A 16520-nucleotide genomic window follows, 5' to 3' on the forward strand; every position below is an offset into this window, starting at 1 on the left:
AAACAGGACGGGGCTATCATTTTTGGTTTAACCATCATCCTCGGGTGAACAAGAACAAAGCCGCCGTCGTGCCCGGAATCGACATCCGAACCACGGGCGGTTATGTGGTGGCGCCGGGCGCGATCCATGAATCCGGTGCCGTTTATACTTTATACGGGCAACTTGAACACGCTCGGGAATGGCCCAAGAAGCTGCTCGACAGGCTTTTTCCCCTCCATGAGGAGGAAAGGGCGCAGCGAAAAAAGGTTGACACACACGTGTCCACGCCTACGACCCATGCCGCGCTGCCGCCTTATGTGGCGGCTGCCTTTGACAGTGCCGTGAGACAGGTGCAGCGCACAGGGCAGGGACAGCGCAATGATACGCTGAACCGCGAAGCCTATTCACTGGCCGGATTTGCCCATCTGGGCTTGGACAAGGAGGCTGCGGAAGAACCCCTTGTCTCAGCAGCGATGGCGGCGGGACTGTCTCAATCGGAGGCGCAGACTGCCTTCCGTTCAGGCTGGGAGCATGGACTTGGCGCGCCGCGCCGCCTTGTCAAGTCGACCCCGAGGAACGCTCCTGTCCGGCCCGTCAAGGGTGCGAAGGCAGAAGTGCCCACGGAAACGCGCTACATGACCCCGGACGGAGAAATCTTTGCCCGCGATGAAGTCCATTGTGTGCATACGCGGGATACCAATTGCGATGTGGCACAAGGGGTTAACGCCGTGTTGGCATACAATCAACAAGCGATCAACAGCACTGCTAAAGGGGATCTCAGCGGTAACCCGGCGCCCTTCTTTAACCGCGGCGGGCTGATCGTTCATCTTCACCCTGACCAAAATAAACTCTGCAATACCTTGCCCGAACTTTTCAACACCATTCTCGATGGCAAGGCAGCGAAATGGTATTCTCCCGTTGCGACGAAAGCGCAGCCGGCCTATGCCGACAACTGCCGTATCGTCAGAAAGGCGGTCCCTGAGCCTTATGTGTCCAAGGGCGTCATGGCGGCACTGCTTACCGGTGAGCGAAGCTTGCCTCGAATCAACAAAGTGCTGAATAACCCCGTCTTCCTGCCCGACGGTAATTTGACTACCCGGGCGGGCTACTATCCTAATCCCGGACTGTGGTATAAACCTCATAACGACTACACGAAGCTGGAGCTTATGCCCGTGGATGAAGCGATGCATTGGTTGTTAGAAGAATTGCTCGTGGACTTCCCCTTTGCCTCAGCGGCAGATAAAGCCAATGCCCTTGCCCACCTTTTGCTGCTTTTCATGCGCGACATGATCCCGGGACCGACTCCGCTTTTTGCCATCGAGGCGCCTACGCCGGGTACCGGTAAAAGTCTGCTCGCTGAATGTTTCTCGATCATCGCAATGGGGGACAAGGTAGCCCCTTGTTCTTTTGGCAATGATGATGAGGAGCTGCGTAAACACCTCACGGCGCGCTTGATCGACGGTCCGCAGCTCGTTATGTTCGACAACTTGCCTGCCAAGCGTCTAATCGACAGACCGTCGTTGGCTGCCGTCCTCACGACCACCAGTTGGAGCGACCGCATCTTGGGCCGCAGCGAGACGGCAAGCTTTCCCATTTCTTGCGTGTGGACCGCCACGGGCAATAATATTCAATGGAGTGAGGAGCTTGCCCGGCGCATTGTACGCATACGTATTGTTGCGGCAGTGGAGAAGCCGTGGCAGCGCAAAACCTTCAAGCATGATCCTTTGATCCCTTGGGTGCAAGCGAATCGTCTTCACTTAGCCGGCGCATGCATCAGCATCATCCAAAACTGGATCGATACCGGTCAAGCCCTCGCTGCAACCCGTATGGGCAGCTTTGAAGCTTTCGCCGCGATTATGGGCGGCGTCTTGGAGTCAGCAGGGATAGACGCCTTTTTGGAGAACATGGATGAATTCATGAGCCAAGCGAATCCGGAGGAGGCTCATTGGGGCAGTGCCTTTTTGATCTGGGCAAAAGCCATCGGCAACGACGAGGAAAGCGCCAAAGAACTGCTTGAGATCCTGAAAGAGGAAGACCAAGAACTCGCGGAAACCATGCTTTTTAAACCTGATTCTGTTCCTGTATTCGGAAGAATGTTGGGCGCTAAAATTGATTGTGTTCACAATGGATTTCAGCTCTTGGCGCGTATTGTAAGGGGCAGGCGGCTATATAGTTTTAAGAGGGTAGACTCGGATGCTGCTGCTGCCGGGAACTACGCAGGCAATGGCTACGGAACAGACGATGATGAAGAAGAATTACTGTTTTAAAAAAAGTCTTAGGTTTGGGAAAGCGCCCATGGGCGGGGATTCGCCCCCAAAGTGGTGGAGCGTGGTGGAGCATGGTGGAGCAACATTATTTTATCTCCACCACGCATTCATCCAATGTTATCAGGGGTATTTCTCATAGTGGTGGAGCATGGTGGAGCATTTTCCTATCCTTACACGTGAGAAAACAAAATAAGTAAGATTATATATATATAAGGGGGGAGGAGTCCCGATTATCTCCATCATGTTCCACCACTTTGCGTTTCGTCCTTTATTATCAAGCCCAAATCGTGGTGAAGCACCATAAAGCTATCTCCACCATGCTTCACCATGCGCCACCACCCAAGAAATCGTATTTGAATCGGCGCAACATAGAATTTACTTCAAATACTTGGAAATTAAATCAAATTTTGGTACGATAGATTTAAGATTGAATTGTCTAATAAAGTGCTGTTCGTAAAGATTATTACATGAAGAAAAGAAAGAGATATATCATGAAAAAAAAGATAATATGTATTGTGATTTTTGCTATCTGTCTGGCGCACATAGTGGCTATGGCCGACATGGGATATCTCAATACGGAAAATAGCGAAGCAACGGTTACACCGAATCAAGATCCCGGTTTTGACGAAGACTTCCAAGAAAACGCGGCGCTGACAATAAGCATCGTTGGCAATGGCTTAACAGAGCCTGAGCCCGGTACCTATGTGTATGAACCGGGCGAATCCGTAACCGTGACTGCCACTGCAGATCCCGGCTGGACACTTGCCCGCTGGAATATGGATGGAAGTGTTAAAATCAGTAAGACGATAACCGTAGAAATGGTAGACAATCATGAATTAGTGGCGTATTTTGTAGAACTACCCTTGGAAGCGGATATGGATGGTAATGAAAAACTGGAGGCTAAGGATTTTAGAAAGATACGTAGTTTCGTTTTGGGATTGGAGACCCTAGAGAGCCCTTCTTTAGCGTTTCAACGCGCTGATTGTGCGCCCCGAGATAGTTATGGTGATGGTAAAATCACCGTATCAGACTTTACCCAAGCCCTCCGCTATGTAACAGGCAAGGATCTTCTAAGGACAGCAGCCGGACCTATGGGCTTCATTGCAAAGGAGGCAATTTCCGACGGGGACCGGGCTGAAGATGAGGTGGAAGAAGAGCCCAACATCGATGACGCGGTACTGATGATAGGTAAGGCTGCCACATTACCGGACAGTAAAATACAAATACCGATCTATTTGGATTCACAAGGCCTCGGCGCCTTTGCTTTTTCAATGAGTGTGGCTTTCGATCCGGAACTCCTCAAATTTATTTCCGGGAGTCCGGGTTCAGCTTTTAACAGTTTCGAGATGTTTGAAAATTTGGATACGGTTGAGAACGGCGCATATGGAGTTCTTCTCTACTCGGATATGTTCGCAGAAACACCGAGAGTCTTTCCTAGGGGAATATCTGAAGTCCTTCTGCTTACCTTTAAAGTGCTAGGTGATGCGAATGAGACCGCCACGCTCACGGTGACGGATGTGCCCGCGATTACATCGCTGAGTAGTGTAAACGCGGATGTGTTGGCTGTCGGGAAAATAGACGGCGCTATTTCGATTGTTAGTGAATGCAATGATAATATCCCATGCACTGAAGATTTCTTTGACCCTCTTGTAGGCTGTATACATATACCTGACCATAGCGTTTGCGACGATGGTATCGATTGTACCGCCGACACCTGTGATCCCGCGATTGGATGTGTGAATACACCGGATCATAGCTTTTGCGATGACGGCAATCTTTGCAACGGTATTGAAATGTGTGATGCTGTTGAAGGCTGTGTTGCCGGTGAGCCTCTTGACTGCGACGATGGTATCGATTGCACCGTTGACAGCTGTGATCCGGAAAGAGGTTGTATTCATGTGGCTGATGACAGTCGCTGCGAGGATGGTGAAGTCTGCGATCCCGTTGAAGGTTGCATTCCGGTAAGTGCTGAAGGCGAAGAGCCTGTTGAAGGCGAAGAGCCTGTTGAAGGCGAAGAGCCTGTTGAAGGCGAAGAGCCTGTTGAAGGCGAAGAGCCTGTTGAAGGCGAAGAACCTGCCGAGGGTGAAGAACCTGCCGAGGGTGAAGAACCTGCCGAGGGCGAAGAGCCTGTTGAAGGCGAAGAACCTGCCGAGGGTGAAGAACCTGCCGAGGGCGAAGAGCCTGCCGAGGGCGAAGAGCCCATCGAAGGTGAAGAACCCGTCGAAGGCGAAGAACCTTTTGAAGGCGAAGAGCCGGTCGAAGGCGAAGAACCCGTTGAGGGTGAAGAGCCTGTTGAAGGCGAAGAGCCTGTTGAAGGCGAAGAGCCTGTTGAAGGCGAAGAGCCTGTTGAAGGCGAAGAACCTGTCGAAGGCGAAGAGCCTGTTGAAGGTGAAGAACCTGCCGAGGGTGAAGAACCTGCCGAAGGTGAGACCCCGACTGAAGGCGAAGATGTGGATGAGAGCAGCGGTTGCTGTAAATCTAATGATAAGATTTTACCCATACCCGAATTGATGAAAAAAGCTTTGGGCGACTGGCTGCTTGTCGGTCTCAGCTTTATGGGACTGGGTGTTCTGTCCAGCCATATGCGCTGATAGCTTTCCTATAGTGTACTACCAAGGACCGTCTCCGTTGTGAGGCGGTCCTTTTTGAAGTCATTTAATAAGCGATTTTTTTGAATATGAAGGAAATAGTCCCCATTCAAAAGGGCTTCGTGATATAATACATATAGATGTCCAAGCCTCTGACGCGGTACTCAGCGCGAAAAGTTGGCGCTACGACATAGCGGTGATGCCGTGCAGGGTTTGCATAAAGTCGAAAGACTGTCTTTGCAGCAAGGGTTGCCATGACAGTCGTGCTTTTTCACCGCGTTCCCTGCAACTGTTCCTAGTGGAACAATGACGCCGCAGCGCGCCTCATAAACCAGTGCAGCTCTGTGTACGCTGAAAAGGCATGCCCCTTTGAGCCGCGGCGGCTTGTAGCGTCAGCTTGGCAAAGGCTTTGGGTATAGGGTTTAAGCTTGTCGCATCGAATCGCCGTGGCTCTCTATCTTTTCACCTTTCTTTTCTTGTACTGTTTTGAGGATACTTGATACCATGAGGGGGTGGGGGATTGACAGTCACAAGGGGAAATTCTCAAATCAGGTGATCTTCAGGAGTCTATGCAATCATGAAAATAGCCATTATTGGAACGGGATACCAAGGGTTGGTTACCGGTACCTGTTTTGCGGAAAACGGTCATCGTGTGGTCTGCATGGATAGGGATGAAAGTCGTATTGCTTTATTGAAAGAAGGGGTTCCGCCGCTCCATGAGCCGGGTTTGGAAGAACTCATCGTGCGCAATATGGAAGAGGAACGTCTCTCTTTTACCATAGACCTGAAAGAAGCCGTTGAAGAAAGTTTGCTTATTTTCCTGTGCGTTGGTACGCCTGCCGACGAATCAGGGAATGTAGATAGCGAGGCCATCTTAGAGGTTGCCGCCCGGATCGCTGAAGCCATGGATGGCTACCGTATCATTGTCAACAAATGCACCTGCCTGCCGGGAACAGGCGAGAAGCTGGAAGCCGTATTTCAAAAGCATGCGGCGCATCCCGCAGATATTGTGATCAATCCGGATTTTATGAAGGAAGGTTCGGCTGTGGATGATTTTCTGCGGCCCGATCGGGTGCTCATCGGTTGTGAAGAGATCCGTGTCAACGAAATTATGAAAGAGATCTACGGTCCCTTTTTGCGGACCGGCAAGCCTTTGATGCTTTTGAGTCCGCGCAGCGCCGAAATGGCTAAATACGCGACCAATGTCATGCTTGCTGCGCGTATCTCGGTGATGAATCAATTGGCTGATATTGCTGAACATTGCGGCGCTGACATTTCCGAGGTCAGAGAAGCGGTAGGCACAGACAGCCGCATCGGTTCCACCTTCCTTTTCCCCGGTATCGGTTTTGGCGGTTCAGGGCTGCCCCGCGATTTGGCTGTCTGTGAGCGTTTGGCGAAAGAACATGAAATTCCCCATGATTTGCTTACCGCCATCCGTGTAGTCAATGAAAAACGGCGGGAACAATTTCTTCAGCGTGTACTGGATTATTACGGCGATAGCATTTGCGAGAAGAAAATTGCAGTTTGGGGTGCTAGTTTTAAGGCGCGCACTGATGATATACGCGGCGCACCCGCTTTATATATTATTGACGGGTTGTGTCGCGCCGGAGCCGCAGTGACGGTCTATGATCCTGTGGCAGCCTCCAGGTTGCAAGATAAATATGGAGATAACATCCGTATTGCCGGGCGCTACTATACGGCTTTAGAGGGAGCTGATGGGCTTGTTATAATGACAGAGTGGAATGAATTCCGTCGACCTGATTATGGGCGCATGGGAACATTGATGCGTGAAAAAGTGGTCTTTGACGGGCGGAATCTGTACACTCCTGCCATTATGAAAGAAAACGGGTTTCGCTATTTCAGTGTGGGGCGAAAACCGGTATAAACGAAAGCCGTCACGCGTAACGATCTGCCAACGCAACAGGAAGTTTCTATAGCATCTTAATACCGAACAATGAGAATCTGTAAGCGGCGCTTTCACTTCTTGTTGTTGCCAAAAAATAGTAAGGGCGAGGTTCTTTCAACACCACACCATTTCCCCAAGGCTTTTCTCATGTCTTGTATCAAAACAACAGCCACAGGTGAACACAACCAATCAGGATACCACGAATGCAATTGAACTCCGGTTATGTCGGCATCGAATGCCGGCCTTTAGAAATAGAAATAAGCGCTAAGCAGTGCATGTATTATGCCGCAGCCACGGGCGATGAGAATCCTCTTTTTTTGGATGATACCCGTGAAGCCGGGATTATTGCCCCGCCTATGCTGGCTGTCTCATTAACCTGGCCGCTATCGGCGCGCGTAAAAGATTTTTGGGGCAAGTCTGATTTTCCTATTGAGGTTCTTACACGGCAAGTTCACTATAGTGAAATACTGCGTTGGCATAAAAGCATGCGCCCCGGGGATCGGCTGCGTGTTCAGGGCAGGGTTGCCGCGATTTTGCCTCATCGCGCCGGGACTCATCTTGTCTTGGAATATACGGCACGGGACAAGGACGATGACATCGTATTTGTGGAACGTATCGGCGGTTTTCTCCGCGGTGTGAAATGTACTGATGCAGGGAAAGGCGAAGTGTTTCCAGGCCTTGCTGATGCGCCTGCGGGCAATACGGCGCCCCTATGGTCGAAGAAAGTGGCTATACCCTTGCTCGCCCCCTATATTTATGACGGCTTGGCCGATGTGCATTTCCCGATCCATGTTTCACCTGCTTTTGCCAAAGGAGTGGGGTTGCCGGGAATCATATTCCATGGCACCGGGACTATGGCGCTTGCCGTCCGTGAGCTTGTGAGAGAAGAGGCGGACAATAATCCCCAACGGCTGCTGGCGGCGCAATGCAGGTTTACCGGCATGGTCATGCCTGATTCTGAGATCCGGGTTGACCTATTGTCGCGAGACGTTGGAGATGACAGGACTATGTGCCATTTTGTTGTCCGTAATGAAGCTGACAAAATTGTGTTAAATAATGGTTGTGTTACTATTGCATTGACTTAAGATAAAATAGACAGCATAAGACTTCAGCGAATTTAAGTCTACATCCGGATGTATCGGCATCTGAAAAGAAAATGCGGAGATGATTAAAAAAGAAAAATTATTGAGCTGGTATGTGGATCATTGGGCCCGGGAAAAGCCTGATGCAGAAGCCATCAAATTTAAAGGGCAAGGCATCACGTGGTCACAGTTGGCGAATGCAGTCGATCGCACCGCCCGTGCCTTTTTAGAATTGGGCGTTGAAAAAGGCGATTGCATCGCATTGGTGTCCATGTCCCGCCCTGAATTCATCATCACTTTCATGGCCGCCGCCAAAATCGGAGCCATTTGGACAGGTCTTTCACCGCGCTTTTCCATCAGTGAAACGGGACGTATCTTGAAGGATTGCCGTCCTGTGGTGTTAATTACACAAGAACACTATGACAACACGAATCTTGTTGAACGTGCCCTTACCTTTGGTTTTGAGCTGCCCTGCATTCGGAGCACCCTTATCATCGGCAATGCTCAAAAAAGCTTGTCTGCCTTTGATGCCTTTATTGCTGAGCCCCGCACTCATTTACAAGAGGCATTGAAGCAACGTGAGGCCGAGATCTCCGCTGACGATGCGACCTTGCTCATGTTCACCTCCGGCTCGTCGGGCTTCCCGAAAGGCGTACTCCACAGTCATCGTTCGGTATTAAGCAATGTTGAGCAAGAACAGCAACTGCTCGCTATGTCCGGCGATACGCGTATTCTCCTGCATTTCCCCATTAATCATGTGGCGGCCAATGTTGAAATTGGTTATTGCGGCCTTTATTCAGGTGCCTGTTTGGTCATGTTGGAAGACTTCGACGCGGGCAAAGTATTGGCGGCCGTGGACGAAGAAAAAATCACGGTAATCGGACAGGTGCCCGCCATGTATATCCTTCAAATGCGGGATCCGGCATTTCAAACTACCACGTGGGAATCGGTAAAAACCTTTGTGTGGGGAGGTTCCGCCGCCGCACAAGACTTATTAACAGTCTTAGAAAAGATTTGTCTTAAAACCGGCGCTCACATGATAACGGGCTATGGCGCCACGGAAATGGGCGGGTTCGTAACCTTCACACCGCCCGGTCAATCGGCGGAAACCATGAGCGGTCATGTGGGCAAGCCTTATAGCAATTGTAAACTGCGCATCGTGGATCATGCGAGGAAAGCGGTGAAGGTGGGTGAAATTGGAGAGGTGGCCGTCAAGGGCCCCGTATTAATGAAGGGCTATCTGAATAATCGCGGATTAACGGAAGAGGTCATGGACGATAAGGGATGGTATTACACCAGCGATTTGGGGAGCCTTGATGAAAGCGGCAACTTAACCTTGCACGGCAGGCGCTCTGAAATGTTTAAATGCGGCGGAGAAAATGGCTTTCCCTGCGAGATCGAACGCGTACTTGAAGCCCATCCTGCCATATTGTTTGCTGCCGTGATCGTGGAGCCCGATGAAATTTTTGATGAAGTGGCTCATGCCCATGTGGTTATTGTTCCCGGCGTGAAAGTAAGCGACGACGATATAAAAGAATGGTGTGCCGCATCCTTGTCCCACTTTAAGATACCGCGCAAAATTTTCTTCCACAAGAGTCTGCCCTTATTGCCCAATGGCAAAGTGGACAAAGTGAAGTTAAGTAAGTGATCTTACATGTAAGAGGATGGCGTCCTCGTTGTTTCTATTTGATACGCAGTGCTTCATAACGCAACAGTTTCCGTTGAAAAAAGGAGGCTAAGATCCTCTTTTACGGTCTTTACACTTGGCATATTTATTGCCTTCTCTTGCTAAGAATCTACAAAGAACAGGAGAAATAACATGTTACGTATGGATCGACTTACTATTAAAACGCAAGAGATGCTTGAGCACGCCCTTCAGGAAGCTTCGGAAAAAGGACACCCTGAAATCAATGCGCTCCATCTGTTATATGCACTTGTCAATCAGGAACAGGGCGCCGTTGCGTCTATATTGCAACGTGTAGGCGTGCGCCCTGAACAGGTACTCTTCTCTGTGCGCCAATTGTTGGACAAATTGCCGCGCGTCAGTGGAACCGGACAACCCGGTTTAAGTAACGATGCCCAAAGAATCCTTGAATCGAGCTGGAAAAAGGCACAAGATTTAAAAGACGAATATTTGAGCACGGAACATATACTGCTGGGACTTTTGGACGGCGGCGGTGAGCCTGCGCGCATTTTGAAAGATGCCGGCATTACGCTGCAAGCTGTTTTGCAAGCTCTGAAAGAGGTGCGCGGTTCGCAGCGCGTCACCGATCCCAACGCGGAATCCACCTATGAAGCCTTAGAGAAATACAGCCGCGATTTGACACAACTGGCGCGAAGCGGAAAACTGGATCCGGTGATCGGCCGGGATGAAGAAATCCGGCGAGTGATACAGGTACTCTCGCGGCGCACAAAAAATAATCCGGTCCTCATCGGTGAACCGGGAACCGGGAAGACGGCGATTGCGGAAGGACTGGCCCAACGTATTGTTGCCGGTGATGTTCCCGAAGGGCTGAAAAATAAGCGCATTGCCGCCTTGGACATTGCTGCCTTAGTGGCCGGCGCAAAGTTTAGAGGTGAATTTGAAGAGCGTTTGAAGGCGGTTCTCTCTGCCGTTCAAGAGGCGGAAGGCCGGGTAATTTTGTTTATTGATGAGATGCACACCATCGTTGGAGCCGGCGCCACAGAAGGTTCCATGGACGCCTCGAACATGTTGAAACCGGCACTTGCCCGCGGTGAGTTGCATTGCATCGGCGCGACGACCTTGGATGAATACAAAAAGTACGTGGAAAAGGATGCTGCGCTGGAACGCCGCTTTCAACCCGTTTATGTGGATCAGCCCAACGTTGAAAATACGATTGCGATTTTGCGCGGGTTGAAGGAGCGCTACGAAGTGCACCACGGCGTGCGCATCAGCGATGATGCCATCGTTGCTGCGGCAACCTTGAGCCATCGTTATATTGCCGATCGTTTTTTGCCCGATAAGGCGATTGATCTCATCGACGAGGCCTCCTCGCGGCTCCGCATTGAAATCGACAGTATGCCCTATGAAATTGACGTGATTGAACGCAGGCTGCGCCAGTTGGAAATTGAACAGCTCGCTCTGAAAAAGGAAAAAGACCGCGGCGTTCTGGAGCGGCTTGAGAACCTCGAATCGGAAATGGCTGATTTGCGTGAAGAGCTGAACTCGAAAAAGATCCAATGGCAAACGGAAAAAGACCGCATTGAAGTTATCCGCGGCTTTCAAGCAAAAATTGATGATGCGAAACGTCAAGAAGAAATTGCGGAACGGCAAGGTGACTACGATAAGGTAGCGGAAATCCGCTATGGTCAACTCAATGAGCTGCAGCGTCAATTGGATGTTGAAAGCGCGAAATTAGCAGAACTACAAAAAGAGGGCAGCTTCTTAAGTGAGGTCGTTTCGGAAGAACATGTTTCTAAAATTGTGTCGAGCTGGACAGGCATCCCCGTCGATAAACTGATGGAAGGGGAAATGCAGAAACTGCTGCACTTGGAAAAACAAATCGGATTGCGTCTCATCGGCCAGGACGACGGCGTCAGGGCGGTCTGTGAGGCGGTGCGTCGCGCCCGGGCAGGATTAAAGGAACCGCAGCGGCCCATTGGCTCCTTCATCTTTTTGGGTCCCACAGGCGTGGGGAAGACGGAGCTCGCCCGTGCCTTGGCGGAAGCCATGTTCGACGACGAAAACGCCATGGTGCGCATCGACATGTCCGAGTATATGGAAAAACATGCTGTGTCCAGGCTCATTGGAGCGCCGCCCGGCTATGTGGGCTATGAAGAAGGCGGACAATTGACGGAAGCGGTGCGACGCCGTCCCTACAGTGTGATCCTCCTTGATGAAGTTGAAAAAGCACATCCCGATGTCTTTAATGTCCTGCTGCAATTGCTGGATGACGGCCGCCTGACGGATAACCAAGGCCGTACCGTTGATTTTCGCAATACGGTCGTGATTATGACTTCTAATATTGGCAGCGCCGTTTTCGAACAAACAGACGAGGCGGACGCGGATCAAAAGGAAGCGGCTGTACGTGCCATGCTGCGGGCCCATTTCAGACCCGAATTCCTAAACCGTATTGACGAAATTGTTATCTTCCATACGCTCAGCCGTGAACACATACGTAAAATTGTTGATGTGCAGCTGAGAGAAGTGGATAAGCGTCTTGCGGAGCGGCGTCTGGAAATTGAAGTGACCGACCCTGCCAAAGACTTGCTCGCCGAACGGGGCTACGACCCTGTGTTTGGAGCACGGCCCTTAAAACGGGTGATTCAACAACTCATATTGGATCCTCTCGCTTACAAAATCATTTCAGGTGAAATTAGCGATGGCCATAAAGTGCGTGTTGATGTTCAGGGCTCGGAAATGACTTTTGAACAATTGAGCGCGCCGCCTCCACAACCACGAGATTCTTCGCTGCGCTCAGAATGACGTGGGAAAGCAAGGCTAGAAACAGGGTTAGGAACCAACGGACGGAGATGTTTTCCTCTAATGGACAGGATGGACGCGATGGACAGGAGACGCACAAAGCCTTCCGGTGTAGGGGCGCGATTTATCGCGCCCGAGGTGTTTGTATCGCTAAGACGCTGCGTTACGCGCCCTGGCTTGAGTACCGGCGCGTTGGACGCCAAAGAAATCTTGAGTTTGCAATGAAGTGGTAGCGGCGGGTCTTGGGCGCGATAAATCTCGCCCCTACAGGTGTTGTGTCGAAGCGTGCGGGCGGGGTGTTGCGATAGAACTATTGTACCGAAGATCTCTGTGATGTCCTCTTTTTTTGCACCGGTTGCATTTCAACCTTACAGCCTTGCTGATATTGGATATCGATCATCTTGTATTTTCAGTTTAGTCTGTGATATTATTCCCCCCGATGAGCCGATACTATGCGCAGTCGATCTTAAGGCTACGCTATAATTCTGTCGTAGATGTAGTACGATTTTCACGTGTTGGAAACACAAACCGGAGTTGAAAGGAGGGATGAAGGGTTTAGACGTTAAGTTTGCACTCCGTGTTTCAATGTGATTCATTTTATATTCGGTTCAGGTGCTTTATGGGAAGTACCAAGCAGGACAAAACTATGATCTTGCTGAACTATCGTGTTGAAAAAATATCTTTATGAAGGATTTACTTTATGCGTTTTAAGACTCTTCTTGCAGTAGCACTCATTGCCTCCTTGGGCAGTGTTGCGTTTGCCGAATTGCAGAACGTCGAAATCGGCGGCAGCATTCGCATTCGCGGAAACTATTTTGATATGGATGGCATGGGCGACAGCAGCTTCATTGAACAGCGCACCCGCTTGAACATCAAAGCGGACTTCACACAAGATGTGTTTGCGTTCATTGAAATCGACTCCTACGACGTTTGGGGCGAAGATTTTCGTTCCTTGTACCTCACCGGTGCTGATGTTCGCGGCCGCGACAATGTCGACCTGTACCAGGCGTACATTGAAGCACGCAATCTTTGGGGCTCTCCTTTGAGCGTCCGCGTTGGTCGTCAAGAAATTGCGCTGGGCAACCAATTCCTCGTTGGCGTTAAAGACGTATCCTCCATCTTCCCCGGACTGTCTTTTGATGCGCTGCGCCTGACCTTCGAAAACGAAGCGGTGAAAATTGACGCTATCGCAGCAAAACTTGCCGAAACCTACGGCGATTTCGGCGACGATGATGTCGACTTCTACGCCTTGTATGGCAGCTATCTGGGAATTGAAGACATTACCCTTGATGCCTATTGGATGTTTGTGAGAGATGACCAGGGCGTCCTGGCAAATGTTATCAACGGCACAACAGTTGATATTCATACTATCGGCCTCCGCGGAGCTGGCGTTATCGGTGGATTTGATTTCGAACTTGAAGCGGCCTATCAGTTTGGCGATGTGGACGATGTACCTTCTGCCTGTCCTTTTGGCTTCGGTCATGCTGACGTTGATTACGACGAATTCGCCGTCAACGCCGAACTCGGCTACACCTTCGACACGAGCTGGCAGCCCCGCGTCTTCGCGCGTTTCGCTTACTTTGGCGGTGGCAAACCGGATCGCCGCTGCTGGTCCAACGACTATGACATGCCCTTCAACCGCTTATTCTCCAACGTTGAATACAGCGAATTCATCGACCAGACCGCACTGTCCAACGTTCTTGTCTACACCCTCGGCGTACAAGCCATGGTTACAGAGACGCTGGAACTGAAACTGTTGGGTTCCTATTTCCAACAAGACCAAAACTACTATCGTGGCAAAGACAATCTGGGCTGGGAACTTGGTCTCTATGCGGACTACCAGTACAGTGAAGACTTGGTCATTCGCGCCGGCTTTGCACACTTCTTCGCCAAGAGCGGAATGGATGCTGCCCGGATCGCCGACAATGGCCTGAATTTCTTCCCCGGCAACAAACGCGACGACTACAACTACCTCTTCTTAGAAACGGAAATTGCGTTCTAATCGAAGCCAGGTGTTGATATTTAACCGGATTTAATCATATAATCCCCGTAACAAGTAATTGTTGCGGGGATTATTCCCTTTTAAGAATGTGTTATACTTTATTAAGTTGCGGTGATATCCATTATAAAACCTTGTACGTTGAAACTGTGGGAAGGTAAACACGCGAAACGTAATAAGGGGTTAAGGACATAGAGACTGCACGGCCATGTATTGAATGGCGCGACACTTCAATTTCTAAACCCGGTATAGGCTTGTTCGAGGATGCCGGGAGGGTGGAGCAGTCGGCACGTTATCCAATCCTATACGATTGCACGAGGTTAAACGGAAATGAATAAAGAGGTAAAATTTCTACTATACAATATTCGTTATGGGACCGGTTCCGGACTAGGCTATCATTTGCCCTTTCCTTTCACCGGCTATTTTATGCCCAGTTCGAAAAATACCAAACGAATACTCCACTTCATTAAAGAAGAGAATCCCGATATTATCGGTCTTGTAGAAGTGGATGAAGGATCTTACCGCTCCCGCCGTACCAACCAAGCCCAATGGATGGCCGAAGAGCTTGGCTATACGCATGTCTACGAAAGCAAATATGGCGAAGATTCCATGGCGCGCCGTATGCCCGTGCTCAAAAATCAAGGCAACGCCTTTATCACGAACCAAAGTGTGCAGGCGCGGCGATTTCATTTCTTGGAAAAGGGCATGAAGAAACTGGTAATCGAATTGGAATTCGATTCTTTTGTCATTTTCCTGATTCATCTTTCCTTGAAGTATCGGCACCGCCAAGAGCAATTGGGCAATATTCACCGCCTAATTGCCTCTGTATCGAAACCAAAGATTGTGGCCGGTGACTTTAACGCCTTTTGGGGAGATCGTGAACTGGACTTGTTTATGGCCGCGACCAATCTCGTCAATCCCAATCATGAAGGATTGCCGACCTTTCCCAGTCTTACGCCGGCGCGGCAATTGGACTTTATCTTGCATAGCCCGGAAATCGAGGTCTGTAATTTTAAAGTCTGTCCCATCAAATACTCTGATCATATGCCTTTGGTCTGCAATTTTAAAGTGCCTCAACCCCAATTGGTTGGCGCACTGTAAGAGCAATGCAGACTGCAGCTGAAGGGGCGCTTCAGGCAGTTGTATCGGCAGTGAAGGGGAGCCCGTGACCGCATCCATCATTTTGGGAAAGTGCCTTTCACGCTGTGGGAAAAACCTGTGCTTAAGTGATGCAGCGATTCGATCAATCATGTTATAATCGCTCAACTCGGTCGAATAATTCGGACTGATAATTCTGTCATCCAGTCTTTATGAAGCATTAAGGAGTATCCCCATGGCTGAACACTATTTGCGCGTAATCAATCCCTATACGGAAAAAGAGGCCTTTTCTTTTCCCATGCTGCAAAGCGAGGAAGTCGATACTGTTGTTGCGAATGCACGGACTGCCTTTGAAAGTTGGCGTGACAGCAGCATTTCCCAACGGATTGCTCTTTGCCAAAAATTCATGAGCGCTTTCGAAGGGATGACCGATGAAATCGCGCGGAATATTACGGAGCAAATGGGAAAGACCTTCAACCAATCCAAAGGGGAAGTAAAGGGCATGTTGGGGCGTGCTGAACATATGATCAGCATTGCGGAAAAGACCTTGGCCGATGAATGGCTGCCCGATGTCCCCGGATTTAAACGCTATATTCGTCACGAACCCTTGGGCGTCGTCTTGGATATTGCTGCATGGAATTATCCCCTTCTCATTGCCGTGAACGTAGTGGTGCCTGCCATACTTGCCGGCAATTCCGTTATCTTGAAGCACTCAAGCCGTACGCCTTTATGCGGCCAGGCCTTTGTTGATGCTTTCGAAAAAGCCGGTGCACCGCCTCATCTCGTCCAAAATGTGATTGCTAATCATGGGGTCACTGCCCAATTGATTCAACACCCCCATGTGAGTCATGTATCCTTTACGGGTTCGGTGAAGGGGGGCCATGAAGTATCTCAATCGGCGGCGGGTCGTTTTATTGAAACGGGCTTGGAATTAGGCGGCAAAGATCCCGCCTACGTGTGTGCAGATGCCGATTTCGATTTTGCCGTGGCGAATTGCGTCGATGGCGCTTTTTATAATGCGGGGCAATCCTGTTGTGCTGTGGAACGCATTTACGTTGAAAAATCCATTTACCCCGCCTTTATAGAGGCTTTTGCCGCCATTGCCTAAAACTATGTTTTGGGTGATCCTATGGACGATGCAACGGAAATGGGTCCGT

Annotated in this window: 9 protein-coding genes; all 9 read left to right on the forward strand. The window is 50.1% G+C overall.

The genetic code is table 11. From position 1 onward, the window contains the following. Window positions 1-2246 (forward strand): hypothetical protein (locus GX117_07595; GenBank protein NLO33203.1); only part of this gene is annotated, 2246 nt, incomplete at its 5' end. A 491-nt stretch (window positions 2247-2737) separates the two neighbouring features. Beyond that, the gene (locus tag GX117_07600) at window positions 2738-4837 is read left to right on the forward strand and encodes a hypothetical protein (GenBank protein NLO33204.1); all 2100 of its coding nucleotides are present in this window, start codon (window positions 2738-2740) and stop codon (window positions 4835-4837) included. A 574-nt stretch (window positions 4838-5411) separates the two neighbouring features. Beyond that, the gene (locus GX117_07605; protein NLO33205.1) at window positions 5412-6719 is read left to right on the forward strand and encodes a UDP-glucose/GDP-mannose dehydrogenase family protein; all 1308 of its coding nucleotides are present in this window, start codon (window positions 5412-5414) and stop codon (window positions 6717-6719) included. Between the two features lie 224 nt (window positions 6720-6943). Beyond that, window positions 6944-7825, forward strand: coding sequence for a hypothetical protein (locus GX117_07610; GenBank protein ID NLO33206.1), 882 nt, complete (start codon window positions 6944-6946; stop codon window positions 7823-7825). A 79-nt stretch (window positions 7826-7904) separates the two neighbouring features. After that, window positions 7905-9470, forward strand: coding sequence for an acyl--CoA ligase (locus GX117_07615; GenBank protein ID NLO33207.1), 1566 nt, complete (start codon window positions 7905-7907; stop codon window positions 9468-9470). A gap of 171 nt (window positions 9471-9641) precedes the next feature. Continuing rightward, window positions 9642-12269, forward strand: a complete 2628-nt coding sequence (clpB, locus tag GX117_07620) for an ATP-dependent chaperone ClpB (protein ID NLO33208.1) — start codon at window positions 9642-9644, stop codon at window positions 12267-12269. A 697-nt stretch (window positions 12270-12966) separates the two neighbouring features. Then, window positions 12967-14268, forward strand: coding sequence for an alginate export family protein (locus GX117_07625; protein NLO33209.1), 1302 nt, complete (start codon window positions 12967-12969; stop codon window positions 14266-14268). 327 nt (window positions 14269-14595) lie between these two features. Next, window positions 14596-15366, forward strand: coding sequence for an endonuclease (locus GX117_07630; GenBank protein ID NLO33210.1), 771 nt, complete (start codon window positions 14596-14598; stop codon window positions 15364-15366). Between the two features lie 232 nt (window positions 15367-15598). Continuing rightward, window positions 15599-16471, forward strand: coding sequence for an aldehyde dehydrogenase family protein (locus tag GX117_07635; GenBank protein NLO33211.1), 873 nt, complete (start codon window positions 15599-15601; stop codon window positions 16469-16471). Window positions 16472-16520: the final 49 nt, after the last annotated feature.

It is taken from the genome of Candidatus Hydrogenedentota bacterium (assembly GCA_012523015.1).
GTDB lineage: Bacteria > Hydrogenedentota > Hydrogenedentia > Hydrogenedentales > CAITNO01 > JAAYBJ01.

Bases quoted from the DNA above. Each gene is read 5' to 3' on its own strand.
- GX117_07635 (NLO33211.1), top strand. From the start codon at position 15,599: ATGGCTGAACACTATTTGCGCGTAATCAATCCCTATACGGAAAAAGAG.
- GX117_07615 (NLO33207.1), top strand. From the start codon at position 7,905: ATGATTAAAAAAGAAAAATTATTGAGCTGGTATGTGGATCATTGGGCC.
- clpB (NLO33208.1), top strand. From the start codon at position 9,642: ATGTTACGTATGGATCGACTTACTATTAAAACGCAAGAGATGCTTGAG.
- GX117_07625 (NLO33209.1), top strand. From the start codon at position 12,967: ATGCGTTTTAAGACTCTTCTTGCAGTAGCACTCATTGCCTCCTTGGGC.
- GX117_07630 (NLO33210.1), top strand. From the start codon at position 14,596: ATGAATAAAGAGGTAAAATTTCTACTATACAATATTCGTTATGGGACC.
- GX117_07610 (NLO33206.1), top strand. From the start codon at position 6,944: ATGCAATTGAACTCCGGTTATGTCGGCATCGAATGCCGGCCTTTAGAA.
- GX117_07605 (NLO33205.1), top strand. From the start codon at position 5,412: ATGAAAATAGCCATTATTGGAACGGGATACCAAGGGTTGGTTACCGGT.
- GX117_07600 (NLO33204.1), top strand. From the start codon at position 2,738: ATGAAAAAAAAGATAATATGTATTGTGATTTTTGCTATCTGTCTGGCG.